This is a genomic window from Bacillota bacterium (assembly GCA_024653485.1).
Classification (GTDB): domain Bacteria; phylum Bacillota; class SHA-98; order UBA4971; family UBA4971; genus UBA6256.
Map to the genome: position 1 here is coordinate 22778 of JANLFY010000015.1, position 15934 is coordinate 38711.

Annotated in this window: 14 protein-coding genes and 1 pseudogene; 14 read left to right on the forward strand and 1 reads right to left on the reverse strand. The window is 62.4% G+C overall.

The genetic code is table 11. The annotated features are described in order from the left end of the window. Positions 1-365 precede the first annotated feature (365 nt). The 9 genes and pseudogenes from NUW12_10895 (at position 366) to NUW12_10935 (ending at position 11030) form a co-directional block, all read left to right on the forward strand. The gene (locus tag NUW12_10895; protein MCR4403259.1) at positions 366-1406 is read left to right on the forward strand and encodes a BMP family ABC transporter substrate-binding protein; all 1041 of its coding nucleotides are present in this window, start codon (positions 366-368) and stop codon (positions 1404-1406) included. A gap of 158 nt (positions 1407-1564) precedes the next feature. Further along, positions 1565-3046, forward strand: a pseudogene (locus tag NUW12_10900) (ABC transporter ATP-binding protein). 64 nt (positions 3047-3110) lie between these two features. Then, positions 3111-4259 carry an ABC transporter permease gene (locus NUW12_10905; GenBank protein ID MCR4403260.1) on the forward strand — a complete coding sequence of 383 codons (1149 nt, stop codon included), beginning with the start codon at positions 3111-3113 and terminating at the stop codon, positions 4257-4259. Further along, positions 4243-5193, forward strand: coding sequence for an ABC transporter permease (locus NUW12_10910; GenBank protein ID MCR4403261.1), 951 nt, complete (start codon positions 4243-4245; stop codon positions 5191-5193). Before NUW12_10905 ends, NUW12_10910 begins: the two co-directional genes overlap by 17 nt. A gap of 229 nt (positions 5194-5422) precedes the next feature. Further along, entirely contained in the window at positions 5423-6076 is a 654-nt protein-coding gene (locus tag NUW12_10915; GenBank protein MCR4403262.1) for a MotA/TolQ/ExbB proton channel family protein, read from the forward strand. A 10-nt stretch (positions 6077-6086) separates the two neighbouring features. Then, positions 6087-6458 (forward strand): biopolymer transporter ExbD, encoded by a 372-nt coding sequence (locus tag NUW12_10920; GenBank protein ID MCR4403263.1) that lies wholly within the window; start codon positions 6087-6089, stop codon positions 6456-6458. Between the two features lie 81 nt (positions 6459-6539). Further along, positions 6540-7661, forward strand: a complete 1122-nt coding sequence (locus tag NUW12_10925) for a TonB family protein (GenBank protein ID MCR4403264.1) — start codon at positions 6540-6542, stop codon at positions 7659-7661. A gap of 44 nt (positions 7662-7705) precedes the next feature. After that, on the forward strand, positions 7706-9748 hold the full coding sequence (locus tag NUW12_10930) for a cellulosome anchor protein (protein MCR4403265.1): 2043 nt from the start codon (positions 7706-7708) through the stop codon (positions 9746-9748). A 64-nt stretch (positions 9749-9812) separates the two neighbouring features. Next, positions 9813-11030 (forward strand): S-layer homology domain-containing protein, encoded by a 1218-nt coding sequence (locus tag NUW12_10935; protein MCR4403266.1) that lies wholly within the window; start codon positions 9813-9815, stop codon positions 11028-11030. Here the strand turns inward: NUW12_10935 and NUW12_10940 are convergent. Continuing rightward, positions 11023-11649, reverse strand: coding sequence for a histidine phosphatase family protein (locus NUW12_10940; GenBank protein ID MCR4403267.1), 627 nt, complete (start codon positions 11647-11649; stop codon positions 11023-11025). The genes NUW12_10935 and NUW12_10940 overlap by 8 nt on opposite strands. 204 nt (positions 11650-11853) lie before the next feature. Between NUW12_10940 and corA the strand changes: the two genes are divergently transcribed. From corA to NUW12_10965, 5 genes are all read left to right on the forward strand, one after another. After that, complete coding sequence (gene corA, locus NUW12_10945; protein ID MCR4403268.1) at positions 11854-12831, forward strand: magnesium/cobalt transporter CorA; 978 nt, start codon at positions 11854-11856, stop codon at positions 12829-12831. A gap of 19 nt (positions 12832-12850) precedes the next feature. Beyond that, the gene (gene rlmN, locus NUW12_10950) at positions 12851-13882 is read left to right on the forward strand and encodes a 23S rRNA (adenine(2503)-C(2))-methyltransferase RlmN (protein MCR4403269.1); all 1032 of its coding nucleotides are present in this window, start codon (positions 12851-12853) and stop codon (positions 13880-13882) included. Positions 13883-13952: 70 nt separating this feature from the next. After that, entirely contained in the window at positions 13953-14786 is an 834-nt protein-coding gene (locus NUW12_10955; GenBank protein MCR4403270.1) for an FHA domain-containing protein, read from the forward strand. 3 nt (positions 14787-14789) lie between these two features. Next, positions 14790-15218, forward strand: coding sequence for an FHA domain-containing protein (locus NUW12_10960; protein MCR4403271.1), 429 nt, complete (start codon positions 14790-14792; stop codon positions 15216-15218). 5 nt (positions 15219-15223) lie between these two features. Further along, positions 15224-15931: a Stp1/IreP family PP2C-type Ser/Thr phosphatase gene (locus NUW12_10965; protein MCR4403272.1), complete on the forward strand. Its 708-nt coding sequence runs from the start codon at positions 15224-15226 to the stop codon at positions 15929-15931. Positions 15932-15934: the final 3 nt, after the last annotated feature.

Sequence of the window (15934 nt, forward strand, 5' to 3'; positions counted from 1 at the left end):
TCCGGCATCTTGCCAGGCGCATCGCTCGGGGGCCGGCGCTCCCAACCGGGGTTCCTGCGGTTTGGCTTGCGACGGGTTTCCCTGTGGAATCGCGGCCCGCCTCAACCCACTGACGGGTGAGGCGGGTCTTCCGTGCCCTGGCAAGCAGCGGGACAAATTGTGACTGTGGGGAGGAAGAAACGGATCGAGCGTAGAATCCATATCTTCTGGGAACGTGGCCAGCATGGCGGAAGCACTCCGAAGGAGTCTTCCCTGTCGTCCGGCCGGCGTGGCCCGAAGGGAGGGATGCGGCGGGCGGCACGGTCCGTGACTTGCGTTAATTAGCGTCGCGGGGCTTCTTCAACGTGAAAGGAGGCGCTTTCAGTATGTCCAAGAGAACCACCTGGATCGTGGTGGTCGCTGTAATCGTCGTACTAGCTGGGGTGTATATAGCAGTTCGCGGGATTCCGACGGCGCAGAAGGCCGAGGAAGCGAAGGCGTTCAAGGCGGGCATGGTGACAGACATCGGAGGCCTTGGGGACCAGTCGTTCAACGATGCGGCTTACCGTGGTCTCGAGAAGGCCAAGAGCGAGCTGGGCGCTGAGATCAACGTCGTAGAGTCCAAGAAGATGGACGACTACGAGCCCAACCTCCGCAGCCTCGGCGATCAGAAGTACGACATAACCTGGGCCATCGGCTTCTTGATGACTGACGCCATGAACAACGTTGCCCCCCAATATCCGGACCTCAAGTTCGGCATCATCGACAGCGTTGTTGAGCAGCCGAACGTCGCGTCAGCGACCTTCAAGGAGCACGAGGGTTCCTACCTCCTGGGGATCATCGCGGCTAGCATGACGAAGACGGGGACGGTCGGGTTCGTGGGCGGTATGGATGTCCCGGTCATTGAGAAATTCGAAGTGGGTTACCTCGCGGGAGTCCGCACCGTGAACCCCGACGTCAAGGTCCTCATAGGCTACACGGGCAAGTTTGACGATCCCGCCAAGGGCAAAGAGGTAGCCCTCGCGCAGTTCAGCCAAGGCGCTGACATCGTCTATCATGCGTCCGGCGCGTGCGGAATAGGGGTCATTGAGGCCGCCAAGGAGAAGGGCGCCGGATTCTGGGCCATGGGAGTCGACTCCTGCCAGCATCACCTCGCGCCCGACAACGTCATGTCGTGCATGTTGAAGCGTGTGGACGTGGCGGTGTACGACGTCACCGCGAAGGTGAAGGACGGCACGTTTGAGGCGGCCCACTACGAGTACGGCCTCAAGGAAGACGGTGTAGGCCCGTGCGACGAGACCTCCAAGCACGTCCCGCAGGACGTGTTGGACAAGGTGAACGCTTACAAGGCCAAGATCGTCGGTGGGGAGCTCGTGATCCCTGCTACCAGAGCTGACCTCGAGACCTTCACGCCGCCCGCGCTGTAAGCCGCCCGGCGGCGAGAGTACGCAAGCGCGGCGCAGCTCCCCGCGAGGGGGAGCGGCAGGAAGTGCCAGGTGCCGGCTCGCGCGAGCGGCGGCGCCTGGCACTTTTGAAAAGGGAGGTGTGCTCGCTGTCAGAACGTGGGAATGCTCCCGTGGTTGAGATGCGAGGTATCACAGTGACGTTCCCGGGCGTCGTCGCAAACGACGATGTGAGCATCGATGTGTACCCGGGCGAGATACTGGCACTCCTCGGGGAGAACGGCGCAGGGAAGACAACCCTAATGAACGTGCTTTACGGTCTCTACCGACCAGACCGAGGAGAGATCCGCGTCAGGGGCAAGACCGTGAGCATTCGAGACCCCAACGACGCTATCAAGCTCGGCCTCGGCATGGTGCACCAGCATTTCATGCTCATACCGCCTTTCACCGTGGCGGAGAACATCGTCCTGGGGACGGAGCCGGTGGCGGCCGGCGGCGTTCTCGACTCCCGGCGCGCTGTGGAGAACGTGAAGAACCTTTCGGCCAAGTACGGGCTTGCGGTGGACCCGAGCGCGAGGGTCGAGAACATATCCGTGGGAATGCAGCAACGTGTGGAGATCTTGAAAGCTCTTTATCGGGGCACGGAGGTGCTCATTCTCGACGAGCCCACCGCGGTCCTCACGCCGCAAGAGGTTGATGAGCTCGCAGGCATCATGCGCAACCTGGCGAGCCAAGGGAAGTCAATAGTGTTCATCACACACAAGCTCAAGGAGGTCATGGCCATAAGCGACCGGGTGACCGTGCTCAGGCGGGGAAGGGTCGTGGGGACGCTTCCCACGCGTGAGACCACACCGGAGGACCTGGCGCGGATGATGGTGGGGCGTGACGTGGTGCTTTCCGTGGAAAAGGGCCCGCCTCGGGTCAAAGACGTGGTTCTCACGGTCGAGGGCGTCCACGTGAGGAGCTCGCGAGGCTTGCCCGCCCTGAAAGGCGTATCGTTCGAAGTGAGGGCGGGAGAGATCGTGGGCATCGCGGGGATAGAGGGGAACGGCCAGAGCGAACTCGTGGAAGCGCTCACAGGGCTGCGCAAGGTGAGCGCTGGGCGGATCTTGGTGGGCGGCGTAGATGTCACGAATAGGCCTCCTCGACAAGTGATAGAGAGAGGGGTTGGACACGTTCCGGAGGACCGGCAGCGGCGCGGCCTCATTCTCGACTTCTCCATAGCTGAGAACCTCATCTTGGAGAGGTATTACAAGCCACCGTTCGCGCGAGGGGTCAACCTGGACTACAGGGCGGTCCGGACCTACGCCCGCCAGCTCATATCGGAGTTCGATATCCGAACGCCAAGCGAGAACGTTCGAGTTGGAGCGCTCTCCGGCGGGAACCAGCAGAAGGTCGTGGTAGCAAGGGAGCTCTCCCTGGAGCCCCGACTCCTCATTGCGTCTCAGCCTACCAGGGGTCTGGATGTCGGGGCAATAGAATTCGTGCACAGAAGGCTCGTTTCCCAGCGCGACGAGGGGAAAGCCATACTCCTCGTCTCGCTGGAACTCGACGAGATCATGTCGCTTTCCGATAGGATACTCGTCCTCTACGAGGGTCAGATAGTCGGTAGCATGAAAGCCGAGGAGGCAACGGAGCAGGAGATAGGGTTCTTGATGGCCGGCGGCCGCCGGGGGCCAGTCGAGGGGACAAGCTCGCAAGCGGTGCCGCGAGCGGGAGGTGAGCGTGATGCCCGAGCCGGGACAAGGCACGAAGGTGCTCACGGGATGGCGCAGGCTAGTGCAACGTGAAGAGACGAGGGAGCTCTTCATCCCGGTCATAGCCGTGATGCTGGCTTTGGTGTTAGGCGCCATCCTGGTGACACTGGGTGGCAAGAGCCCTGCGGCCGCCTATGGGGCTCTCGTGCGCGGTGCTTTCGGAGGTCTGGGCAATCTGGCCGAGACTCTGATCAACGTGACTCCGCTCATCTTCACCGGGCTCGCGGTTGCTCTTTCGTTCAAGTGCGGGCTTTTCAACATTGGTGCTGAGGGCCAGCTCATCATGGGGCAAATCGTGTCAGCTTGGGTGGGTTTCTCCCTCACCGGTCTTCCTGCGTTCGTGCACATGCCCCTCGCTCTGGCGGCCGGTGTGGCCGCGGGGGCGGTGTGGGGCGCCGTGCCCGGCTATCTAAAGGCGAGGCTCGGGGTGCACGAGGTCATCAACACGATAATGATGAACTACATCGCGCTGTACTTCAGCCACTATCTCGTAATAGGACCGCTGAAAGCGCCAGGCCCTCTACCTGTGACGCCAACCATCGCGCCGACGGCAAAGCTCTGGAGGTTCCTTCCACCAACCAGGCTGCACTTGGGGGTCATTCTGGCCATTGCGGCTGTGTGGCTGGTGTACTATGTTCTCTTCCAGACCACGTTGGGGTTCGAGATCAGGGCCGTGGGCGAAAACGCGGAAGCCGCGCGTTACGGGGGCATCAGCGTTCGTAGGAACATCGTGCTGGCGATGTTAATGAGCGGAGGGCTGGCGGGGGCAGCAGGGGCCGTTCAGGTGCTGGGGCTTCAGTACAAGTTCCTCGACATATTCAGCTTCACGGGGTACGGCTTCGACGGCATAGCCGTGGCGCTCTTGGGCCGGAATCACCCGCTCGGTGTGCTCGCCGCTGCCTGCCTGTTCGGGACCCTCGCGCGGGGAGCCATCCTCATGCAGAGCATAGCGAGGATACCCAAGGAGATCATCGGGATAATGCAGGCGACCATAGTGCTCATCGTGGCGGCTGACGAGATCATAAGGCGGCTGGTCATGCCCAGGCGAAGGCAGAAGGTGCCGGTCGCGGCCGAGGCTTTCGCGCACGGAGTGGATGGGGGGGATGATCATGCTGCATAGGCTCACGGACGTCACCGTATACATAGCTCTCGTCGTGTCGACGCTGCGCATGGCGACGCCTCTCATCCTTGCCTCGTTGGGCGGCGTGTTCTCGGAGAGGTCGGGAGTCGTCAACATCGCACTCGAGGGCATAATGCTGGTTGCAGCTTTCATGGCGATGCTCGTCTCTCACCTAACCGGAGTGCCGTGGCTCGGGGTGCTCGGCGCGACGGTGGCCGGGGTATGTGTCGCCGCGATTCACGCCGTCGTGTCGATCAAGTACAGAGCCGAACAGGTTGTGAGCGGAGTCGCCATAAACATATTCGCGCTGGGGTTCACCGGTTTCATGCTTCGGAGCGTGTTTCAGCACGCGGGGCAGTCCCCGCCCGTTCCCAAGGTAGCCGACTGGACCATCCCAATAGTGGAGAAGGTCCCGGTTGTTGGGGAGATGATAGGCAAGCATACTCCGTTTGTGTACATTGCGCTGGCCGCGGTGATAGTCGCGCACTTCATACTCTTCAAGACGGCGCTGGGGCTTCGCATACGAGCGGCGGGAGAGCATCCTCGTGCCGCCGAGACGGTGGGGATAAACGTGTTCAAGATCAGGTACATGTGCGTGCTCGCAAGCGGAGCCCTCGCGGGCATCGGCGGCGCGTCTCTGTCTCTAGGCTTCCTGAGCCAGTTCCAGGAGAACATGACTGGGGGCAGGGGATTCATAGCCCTCGCCGCGATGATATTCGGGAAGTGGACGCCATTCGGGTCGCTCGGAGCCTGCCTCCTCTTCGGGTTCGCCGACGCGCTGCAAATCCTGTCGCAGACCCTCGGTATCATGATCATCCCGCGGGAGTTCCTGCTCATGGCACCATACATCCTGACAATGGCCGCGCTGGCTGGGGTGATCGGGAAGGCGGTCCCGCCCGCCGCGAGCGGTGTCCCCTACGAGCGACAGAATTAGCGTCGCTGACCAGGATTGGAAGGGCACGAAGAGACCGGGAGCACGGCCGCCGCGCCGCGGAGAGCCGCTCTCCCGGCCTCTCTGTCTCTGTGCCACGAAATGGCAGATGCCCTCTATGTGGAAAAACCTCAAGGTCTTTGGAACACGTGAAGGAAGTATGGAACCTGGTGTCGAAAACACGCTCAATGAGCATGAGATCCTGACCCATTGTTGATTGGAGGAGCACGACATGGTTGATGTTCTCATCAAGGGCGGACCGGTGATGATCCCACTGCTTATCTGCTCGGTCCTGGCGCTTGCCGTAGCCTTCGAACGCATCCTCTACATGCTCAGGACGTCGCAGGACCCTGAGCGAGCCTTGCGGCTCATTTCGGTGGCCATCGATCGTGACAGGATGGCCGAGGCTGTAGCTGCCGTACAGCAGCTGCGAGGGCAGGTCGGAGCGCTAGCCACAGTGGCGCTCACCAACGCAAACCGGCCCAAGGCAGAGCTTGAAGCGGAAGTCAAGGCCGCCGGAGAGCGTGAGGCGTTCCTCCTCGAGAGTCACCTTCCGATGCTGGACATGGTGGTAACGGTTGCCCCACTCCTGGGGTTGCTCGGCACGGTCACGGGGCTGATCAAGAACTTTCAGGTCCTTGCGAGGACGCCGCAGATGCTCGAAGCGGGGGCGCTCTCCGCAGGCATTGCCGAGGCCTTGATCACGACGGCCGCTGGGCTTGTCATCGCCGTCCCGGCGTTTGTCCTCCACGTGTACATCACAGGGCTCATAGACAGGAGGCTCGTCGAGATGAGCGAGTTTGGGTCGAGCCTGGTGAACCTCCTTGCGGAAAGGGTGAGCGAAGGTGGAATTTCGCAGAAGCAGCCGCAGAAGGCCTCGAGTTGATCTAGTTCCCATGGTGGACGTGATGATGTTCCTCATCGCGTTCTTCATGCTGTTTACGACGTTTCGCTCAAATCCCGCGGGACTAACCGTGAGGCTTCCGAAGGCGGCGACGGCGACTCCACAGGAATCCGCGGGCATAACAGTCGTGATAGACAGGGTTGGAGACGTCTACCTTGAAAACCGCAGGATGACCCTGGACTCGCTGCGACAAGACATCGAAAAGAGCGTTCAAGCGAATCCGGACCAGTTCGTGATCATCAGGGCGGACAGCAATGCCAGGTACTCCAAGCTGGTCGAGGTCATGGACGCTGCAAGGCTGGCTGGAGCCACTAGACTTGCGCTCGCCGCGGAGAGAAAGCGTGTGGAGGGAGCGCAGGAATAGGACGGGCCTGGAGACACGAACGACATGACGGAGTCGGGACGATGAGAGCGGAGGGCCAGGAGGGAAAGGACGGTGGCGTAGGTGGAGCGTAGCAAGGGGAGGTCGAGGATGGGGCTGGCTTTCATGGTTTCGCTCCTGGTTCACGCTGCCGTGATACTGCTCGTGCCGGTAGTGAGCCCTGGAGGAGTCGTGGTGTTCCCGGTTGAGTTCGGTGAGATAGAACAGGCGTTCGAGGCTCCGAGGGAAGGGAGTCAGGACGGACAAGTGGCCGCAGCGCCGCGACCGGGCTCAGCAGATACCGCTTCGGGGACTCAGGGCGACGGGTCAGAAGCACAAGTCGCCGCGACGGAGACGCCCAAACCGGAGCCCAAGCCCCAGTCGAAGACCGCTCCCAGGCCGGCACCCGAATCGAAGGCCGAAGGGACGGTTTCGCTCAAGCCCGCTCCCAAAGTGGAACAGAAGACGCCCGCACCTGGGAAGGCGCAGGTTTCTGCCTCTCAGGAGAGCGAGAAGTCCCCCAAGGCAGGGGCCGTGTCCAGCGTGAAGGCGACGAATGGCGACGGCCAGTCTGAGCCCTCCGCGAAACCCACAGCTCCGCGACGTGAAGCCGCTGGCGCGGGCGAGACGCAGGGGAACGGGACGCCCACGGGGGCAGGGGGGGCGACCAGTGAGAGCGTTCTCACGGGTAAGTCTGGAGAACCGATGCCACTTGCGTCGGCAGGGTCGTCCCAAGGAGCCGGGGCGGAGGCATCGGGCACGACCCCGGCACCCGGCCCACCTGCTGGAGCGGGCCAGGGCGCGGCAGCTGCGACCGACGCGACGGCAGGGGGCACGGGGCCCGTTGAGCCCGAGACGTCTTCTTCGGCCGCCGGCCCTGCGAAACCGCGTGGCGAGGAGTTTGGCTCGGGGCGAGCGCTCGTCTTGTCAGGCGTTCCGCCGGTCTACCCGAAGAACGCCCAGAACGAAGGGGTCGAGGGCGTAGTTGCGCTGGCGGTGAAGGTGGACTCGGTTGGCGTCGCAACGAGCGTCGTCGTGATACAAGGGTCAGGCGATCCACGCCTGGATGAAGCGGCTATGCGCGCGATATCACGCCTATGGCGCTTCCAGGCCATTGGGTGGCCGTACGAATTGTCGGTCCGAGTGACCTTCAGGGAGTCGTCAGTGGAGGTAGCATTTGGCGGGGTGAGGATCCTGGGCGACTGAGGGCGAGTGCGGCATGTCGCCAAGTCGCATGGGAGGGTTGACGAGTGACCAGTTGGAAAGCCAAGATGACCCGCCCGTTCGTTGGGGTTGCCCTGACGGTCGTCGCATGCATGGGGGGCTTCATCGCGCCGTGGCCTGCCGCGATGAAGGTCGAGGGGACGGGCTTGAGCTCGGTGCCCAATCTCGAGATTGGCAACCAGTACATAAAGGTGTTTGTGAACGCGACGGACGACGGCACCGCGAGATTCGCCGTGGACTCCACAGGTGGAGATCCACTGAACGATGCGGACGATGACAAGCCGCTCGTGTACGGTCGGCCTTGTCCCTGGACATCCTACACCACCGTGAGGGTGGACGGCGAGGATTACGTCTTCGGCGGTCGAACGCAACGTCGACCCGGAGGAACAGGCAATTACGGCACTGAGGTCGTCGCACCCGCAGTGTCCGGCGACAGCATCGTCGCTGCCTGGAGGTTCGGCGACATAGAGGTCTCTCAGGTGCTCTCCATTGTGAGGAGCACCACCACGGGGCTCTTGGACACCGCGAGGATCACGTACGTGGCTACGAACTTGGGCTCCATTGCGCATGAGGTGGGGCTTCGCATGATGCTCGACACAATGCTCGGAGCGAATGACGGAGCGCCTTTTCGCGCGGGGGACAGGGCGATTGTCTCCGACACCGTATTGGGGTCAAACGAGATGCCCCGCTTCTGGCAGGCGTTCGACTCGCTGTCAAGCCCTTCCGTGACGAGCCAGGGGACGCTAGGAGGGTCTGAGGTAACGACGCCCGATCGCGTGCTTTTCACGAACTGGGGGAGTCTTGCCGACGGAGTCTGGGATACCGACGTCTCACCCGGTCGAGACTTCACTAGGACGGGTGAGTACGAGCTTGACAGCGCGATTGCGATGTACTGGGATCCCAGACCTCTAGCTCCCGGAGAATCGATGGAGTTCACGACGCTCTACGGAATGGGAGGCATCAGTGTAGCGCCTGGAGTGCTTTCCATAGGGGTGACGTCGCCCGCCGAGGTCACGTTGGGCAGGGACAGGCCGGCGACCTTCCCCGTGGTGGCCTACGTTGAGAACTCGGGTCCCACGGTTGCGCTGAACGTCCGTGTCGCTATCGAGCTTCCCAAGGGGCTTGCGCTCGCTGCCGGAGAAGAGGCGGGGCGGGCCGTAGGCGACCTCCGGCCGGGAGAGACCGCGCAAGTCGCATGGGAGATTGTGCCCGACGTACTTGGACAGGCGGACCTCGAGTACTCGGTGGCGGTGGAGGCCGAGAACGCCGAGGCCAACCGGGTGAGACGCTCTGTAAGAGTCCTCGCACCCCCCGACTTGAGGGTTAGAGTGGAGGCGGCGCCGGAGTTCACTGTGAAGGATGACCAGTTCGATCCCGGTTTGCTGCGTGTGAAGGCGGTTATCGAGAATGTGGGCGGCGCACCCGCATATGGGGTGAAGGCGGTGCTCGCCCTCGGCCAGGGAATCCGGCTCGCGGAGCGAGAGAAGGCATCGAGGTTCCCGAGCACGGTGTCCCCGGGTGAGAGGTGGGCGGAGGTGTGGCAGATAGCACCCTCCGGGCAGTCGGGGGATTTCGATTACGTGGTCAAGGTTGAGTCGCGCAGCGCAGAAGAAAGGTTCGCGACTGGACGGGTGCGTGTGCCTGAGCTTGCTTCACGAATCCTCGTGCAGGCGCCAACGGTGATGCGGGAGGCGGGCGAGTTCTTCACCGTGGACGTGGTGGGACGGAATCTGGCGGGTCTTGAGGAGATGCGCCTGGACGTGCGGTTTGATCCCTCTATTCTCGAGGCCGTCTTTGTATCCAAGGGAACGGCTTTCGTGGACGAAGACGCGGTGGCCTCCTGGGAGGAGGGGGTGATCGACAACTCGACGGGTGTTGTGAAGGGAGTCTCAGGACGGTTCCGGAAGGCGCGGGACGTCACGGGCATCCTCGCGACCATCAGTTTCCGCGCGAGGACTCCAGGGGCGTGCCACATCTTGCTGGAGAACGTGTTGCTCGCCCGAAGCGGTGGGGCGGCTCTTCCGGTCTCTGTGCAAGGCGCCTCCGTGACAGTGCGAAACCACGACTGACGATGAAGAGGCGGAACACAACGGGCGGACTACAGCGGATCCTAGCTGTATTGGGGGGAATGCAATGAGCACGAAAACGCGCATCGGCCTACCTGCGAAAGCGCTGTGCATCATAGTGATGTCGGTGACGCTCGTCGCCGTGCCTTTCGCAGGGATGGCGGCCGAAGTAAAGGACGTTCCGAAGGATCACTGGGCATACCAGGCCGTGAAGATGCTCGTGGACAAGGGCTATCTAGCGTTGTACGGAGACGGAACGTTTCAAGGCGGAAGATCGGTCGACAGGTACACGCTTGCCGTAGTGATAGCGAAGATCCTCAACGAGATCGAGACGGGGAAGGTCGGCGCGACGCCCGAAGACGTCGAACTCCTCAGAAAGCTGTCCGGGGAGTTTCGGCAGGAACTCGTCCAGGTAGCGAACGATCTGGGCGTTTTCAAGAAATCCCTTGACGAGCAGGCGCGAGCTCAGGTCGTCATCAAAGAGGACCTCGCCCGGCTCACCTATACCCAAGGTCAGATGAGGGCCGAAGTGCAGAAGATGATCGCGGAAATCACCGCATCGACGGCAAAGAGCGTGGCCGCCGCAGACCAGAGAGCCCGTCAGGCCGAGGAGGGGCTTTCCGCGAGGATAGATGAGAACGAACGCGAAGTCAGCCGCTTGGCAGATGAGCTCGTGAAGGGGTTTGACAGCGCCCAGGCGTCCATCGCGGACCTCGCCGGTCGAATGGACGCGGCCGACAAGGGCCTTTCCGGCCGCCTAGATGCTCACGACGGAAAGCTCTCGCAGCTCGACGAGGATCTTTCCGCGGCGATCTTGCGCTTGAGCACCGTTGAACCCCAGCTCGCGCTGGTCACGGAGGGGCTGGTGACTGCCAAGCGCGACCTCGGGAAGAGCATCGAGACCCTCAGTCTGGGTCTCTCCGCGACCAACGACGACCTCCTCGCAACCAAGAACGGGCTCTCCGCTTTGCAGGAGGACGTGAGGAGACTGCAAGCCGAGGTCGGCATGAGCGTGGCCGAGCTCAACGCGGCTGACGCAGAGCTGGAGCAGAGCTTGGGTGAAGTCGCCGGGAAGGCGCTCACGCTTGAACAAGGCCTTTCGACGGAGCGCGCGGCGAGACTGTCGACTGACACGTCCCTCCAAACGGCGCTTGCGGACCTCGCTGCCGACTTCGCCGCGTACAAGGCGCAGACCGCCAAGGACGTGGACTCTCTGCGGAAGGAGAACGGCCTCCTCAAGGTGCTCCTGGCAGCCGTGGCCGTGCTCGGCCTGGTGATCAAGTAAGGGCTCGCAGGTGGCATGAGTCGTTCATGAGAAGCACCCTTGGGGCTTTCCCGGGGCAGTATTCGACGGCGGAGAGAGACCCGTTTGTTAGGCGTATCCTATGGCGAGAGTCGGGTGTTATCCCCAGCGCGTCACACAGCACCATCTTGACGGGGCCGGCGTGGCTCACGACGCAGATTGAGGCGTCCGGATGGGCCGAGACGAGCTCCATGACCTTCGGCACAACCCTGTCCATCAGGTTGGCGTAAGACTCGCCTCCTGGGATGGGGTTGTTTGTCGTGTCCTCGAGCCATCGCGAGACATCCGAAGATCGGGTCCTTTGGAGCTCTTCGAAACTCATTCCTTCCCATTCCCCCATGTCTATCTCCCGCAGCTCCCTCAACTCCACGACCGGCACGCCATGGGGTCTCGCTATGGCCTGAGCAGTCGCGACCGCCCGAGACAAGTCGCTCGCGTACACGGCGGCGAGGCTCTCCCGCGCTAGCCTGTGGGACAGCCTCTCCGCCTGGAGCTCCCCTCCAGCAGAGAGAGGGATGTCGCGATGTCCTTGGAATCGGTGGGCTGCGTTCCATTCGGTTTCTCCGTGTCTCACAAGGAACACTCGAGTGGTCACCGGCATCCTCAGCCTCCTCAACGTGACGACGTCGTGACAGACTGTCGTGCGTTTCGACGCCCTCCTGTCAATCTCCTGCTGAGCGAAGATGAGGGCAGCGCTTGGGCGCGACAAGCCGCGAGCCGGCATACTACCTGTTGCCAAAGGGAGATACTCACGGAAGGAGCTTTGGTCTTGGCAACGAATCCAAAGGAGGTGAGGTGAGGGGACATGGTGCGGGCGTTCCTCTTCGGCGGTCGCGACGGGGCCTCGCTTCCTCTGGAGGACGAGTCCGGGATAGAACGGGCCACCCGGCGTGGGGAGGGCGTCTTGTGGGTTGATCTTCAGGCCCCGGAGGAGGACGAATTCCAGATGCTGTCGCGCGTCTTCCACTTCCATCCTCTGTCCATCGAGGACTGCCGAGCCTACAGCGAGTTCCCCAAGGTGGATGAGTTCTCCGACTATCTGTTCGTAGTAACCCACTATGTGGAGTGCGCCGCCGACGAGACCTGTGACAGGCTTTCCATCGGAGAGCTCGACATATTCGTGGGGCAGGCGTTCGTCGTAACGGTCCACACGCGGCCCGCCGCCATCGTGGACCGGTGCATCGAAAGGTTCCGGGAGCATCCCGAGACGCCTGCGATGGGGCCCGACTTCTTGGTTCACGCGCTTCTCGACGAGTTGGTCGACGCTTTCGTGCCTCTGCTCGACCGATGGGACGACTTGCTCGAGGACACCGAGGAGGCTCTTCTCATGGGGCGCACCGGAGACGTTCTTCAGCGGCTTACCGCCATAAGGAGGAGCATCCTCCGAGCTCGAAAGAGCTTCACGCCCACGAGAGAAGTGGTGGGAAGGTTGGCCCGGCGAGACGTGGCTTTCATATCGGAACAAGCCGCATGGTACTTCAGGGACGTTTCAGACCACGCCCTCAGGATCCACGGCATGCTCGACTCGGCGAGAGACGCGGTCGCCAACCTGTTCGAGCTCTACATGTCCATGTCGTCTCATAGAGCCAACCTGGTGATGAAGAGACTCACGATAGTCGCCACGGTGTTCCTGCCCCTCACGTTCATCGCGGGGGTGTACGGCATGAACTTTAGGTACATGCCGGAACTCGAATGGCGGTACGGTTACCTGATGGCATGGATCGTGATGCTTCTCGTAGGGGGAGGTTTCCTTGTCTACTTCAGGCGAAGGGGCTGGTTCTAAACCCGGTGTCAAGCCGGACATCAAAGGCTTTCTTCCGGACGAGATGCGCGATTTCCTAGTGGAAATGGGCGAGCCCTCGTATAGGGCAACGCAGGTTTTCTCGTGGATACACCGGAAGGGCGTCTCGTCGCTAGATGAAATGACGAACATACCGCTCGCGCTGCGCCGGAGAATCGGCGAGGTCGCGCGCATCACGAACCTCGAGATCATTTCGCGGAGGCTTGGGGCGGAGGGCACGGTCAAGTATCTCTTGGGGCTTGCCGACGGCAACTGCGTGGAGGCGGTGAGGATGAAGTACGGGTACGGCACGTCGGCGTGCGTTTCGACGCAGGTGGGCTGCAAGATGGGATGCGCCTTCTGCGCGTCTGGAGTCGGGGGATTCGTGCGGAACCTGGGCCCAGGCGAGATAGTGGACCAGGTCCTCAAGATGAACGCGGACTTTGCCCCGGCGCCCCAGGAGGGGTCACGGGTGGGGTGGGTCGTGCTGATGGGAACAGGCGAGCCGCTCGACAACTACGGTGCCTCCGTGAAGGCGCTCCGTATCCTCAACGCCAAGGAGGGCCTGAACTTGAGCTTCCGCCGCATGACCGTGTCTACGTGCGGCCTGGTCCCCGGCATGAGGCGGCTTGCCGAAGAAGGGATTCCCGTCACTCTTTCAGTATCCTTGCACGCCCCTACGGACGACCTGCGCGACGAGATCATGCCGATCAACAAACGTTACCCCATCCCGGAGTTGATGGAGGCCGCGTCTTTCTATGCGGGCCGCACGGGGCGACGAGTCACTTTCGAATACGCGTTGATTCGAGGGGTCAATGACGGCCCTGAGCAGGCAAGTCAGCTTGCTGGACTGCTGAGAGGCATGCTCGCCCATGTCAACCTGATCCCTCTGAACCCCGTCACGGAAAAGGGCTTTCAGCGCTCGTCTCGTGAGACGACAATGCGTTTCTTCGCCATTCTGAAGCGCGCGCGGATTCCTGTGTCCGTGAGACGAGAACTCGGTCTCGACATCGACGCCGCGTGCGGGCAGCTCCGCCGCAGATATTGCAGGTGAGCATCGGCGGAGATATACTGCGACTGGGAACACGCGCACGGCTTTGCCGGAAGGTTCGGGGGGCTTGGTGATGAGCTTCCTCACACGGGTTGAACGGGCGATCGAGGAGGTAGTCGAGGGCATCTTCCGCCGTGCCCGCGACGCCACCCATCCTGTGGAGATAGGGCGGTACCTCGTGCGCGAGATGGAGGACGAAAAGAGGATCTCGGTGTCGCGTACCTACGTGCCCAATCGCTACAGGGTGAAGCTGCACGCAAGGGATGTCGATTACCTTGGGCCGCTCGCGCGCACCTTATCGCGCGAGCTCTCGGGCCACGTAATCGCACGCGCACGTAGGCAGGGTTATTCATTCGTAGGGCGGGTAGATGTGGAGTTCGAGGCGGACGAAGACGCGAAACCGGGGGACATACGGGTCGACGGGCTGTTCGTCGAGGACGACGAGGCCGGCGGTGAAGAAGACGGCGGCTCGACCCGTCGGTGCCCGGTCCTTGGGGAAGTCCACGACTATGGGTCGGCGCGGGCTGACCTGAAGCTGGCGGCCCAGCTACCGGATGGTTCAGGCGCTCCAGTCGCACGTCAGGACTCTCCGGGCCACCTGGAACGAGGTCAGCCAGGGTTTGCTCATCTTGCGCTGATGTATGGGACGAGCAGAGAGCGAGTGGTTCCGCTCTCGGGCGAGAGGATGATAGTGGGTCGGTCGAGCTCGTGCCACATCGTCATCGAAGATGCCGGCGTGTCCCGGCGTCACGCCGAGATCGGGCTGGAGTCCGGTCGTTTCTACGTGGCGGATCTTGGCAGCACGAACGGCACGTACGTCAACGGCAGGAAAGTGTCGCGGCACCTCCTTGCCGATGGGGACGTGGTGAGTTTCGGCAAGGTCGCGGCCCGCTTCAGGGAGGCGTGACGGGTGGCGTTCGTTTGGTTCCTCGCGCGCGTCGTCCTCGCGGGTCTCACGTGCTTGTTTCTCTACCGGGCGGCGAGGGCGGGGGGCCTCGTGAGAGGCGGCGATCGGCAGCCTCGCGTGCGGGAACGGGGAATGAGCCAAGGTAGACTCGAGGTCGAGACCGGACCCGGGGTCCCGTCACCAGGTGAGTGGTTCGACCTGGGAGGTGTCACAGTCCTCGGGCGGTCGCCCGAGAGCGACATAGTGATCCTCGACCCGTATGTGTCGGCGAGACACGCCGAGATCGTCCTCTCGGGCTCGGGGTTCTTCGTGCGCGATCTCGGAAGTGCCAATGGGACTTACGTGAATGGCAGAAGACTCGGCCGCAAAAGGCTCCTGCGGAGGGGAGACCGGCTGGAAGTTGGCGACACCGTATTTCGGTTCCGGGGGTGAGCGTTATGCAGGCCTCTGCCCGTACGGATGTGGGTCTTGTCAGGTCCGTTAACGAGGACGACTATCTCGTCGGCGACGGAATCTTCGCCGTTGCCGACGGTCTCGGCGGCCATGAGGCGGGTGAGATCGCAAGCCGGATGGCCATCCGCATGTTGAGGGAGTTCAGACCTCCTGGTGACGGAGACCCAGGGGTTGCCCTGGCGGAGGCATTGGAGGGAATCAACCGTGCCGTGTACAAGAGATCCGTGGACGATCCTTCGTGCGAAGGGATGGGCACGACCCTTACCGCGTTGCTCATTGCGGGCGACAAAGCATACATAGGCCACGTGGGTGACAGCCGGGCGTATTTGATTCGAGAGAACAAGATATGCAGGCTCACCGAGGACCATTCCATCGTCGGCGAGCTCATCCGCATGGGCCTGCTTTCAGAGCCCGAAGCGCGGGCTCATCCACAGCGCAACCTCCTCACTCGTGCAATCGGCACGCAACCGGACGTGGAAGTCGAGGTGGGCTATTGCAAGCTCGCGGGGCGTGACCGGTTCCTCCTCTGCACCGATGGTCTATCCGGCGCGGTGGACGATTCTGAGATTTTGAGAGTAATGGCTTCCGCCTCCGACCCCGGGTCGGCCGTGGACCAGCTAGTGGAGCTGGCGATGCACGGAGGAGGTCACGACAATATCACCGCTGTAGCGGTGTTCTTGGACTTGCCATGATGC

What these genes read in the sequence shown, in the direction of transcription:
- NUW12_10940 (MCR4403267.1), bottom strand. Translation starts at nt 11,649, where the DNA reads ATGCCGGTGACCACTCGAGTGTTCCTTGTGAGACACGGAGAAACCGAA.
- corA (MCR4403268.1), top strand. Translation starts at nt 11,854, where the DNA reads ATGGTGCGGGCGTTCCTCTTCGGCGGTCGCGACGGGGCCTCGCTTCCT.
- NUW12_10915 (MCR4403262.1), top strand. Translation starts at nt 5,423, where the DNA reads ATGGTTGATGTTCTCATCAAGGGCGGACCGGTGATGATCCCACTGCTT.
- NUW12_10920 (MCR4403263.1), top strand. Translation starts at nt 6,087, where the DNA reads ATGGTGGACGTGATGATGTTCCTCATCGCGTTCTTCATGCTGTTTACG.
- NUW12_10895 (MCR4403259.1), top strand. Translation starts at nt 366, where the DNA reads ATGTCCAAGAGAACCACCTGGATCGTGGTGGTCGCTGTAATCGTCGTA.
- NUW12_10955 (MCR4403270.1), top strand. Translation starts at nt 13,953, where the DNA reads ATGAGCTTCCTCACACGGGTTGAACGGGCGATCGAGGAGGTAGTCGAG.
- NUW12_10905 (MCR4403260.1), top strand. Translation starts at nt 3,111, where the DNA reads ATGCCCGAGCCGGGACAAGGCACGAAGGTGCTCACGGGATGGCGCAGG.
- NUW12_10910 (MCR4403261.1), top strand. Translation starts at nt 4,243, where the DNA reads ATGATCATGCTGCATAGGCTCACGGACGTCACCGTATACATAGCTCTC.
- NUW12_10965 (MCR4403272.1), top strand. Translation starts at nt 15,224, where the DNA reads ATGCAGGCCTCTGCCCGTACGGATGTGGGTCTTGTCAGGTCCGTTAAC.
- NUW12_10935 (MCR4403266.1), top strand. Translation starts at nt 9,813, where the DNA reads ATGAGCACGAAAACGCGCATCGGCCTACCTGCGAAAGCGCTGTGCATC.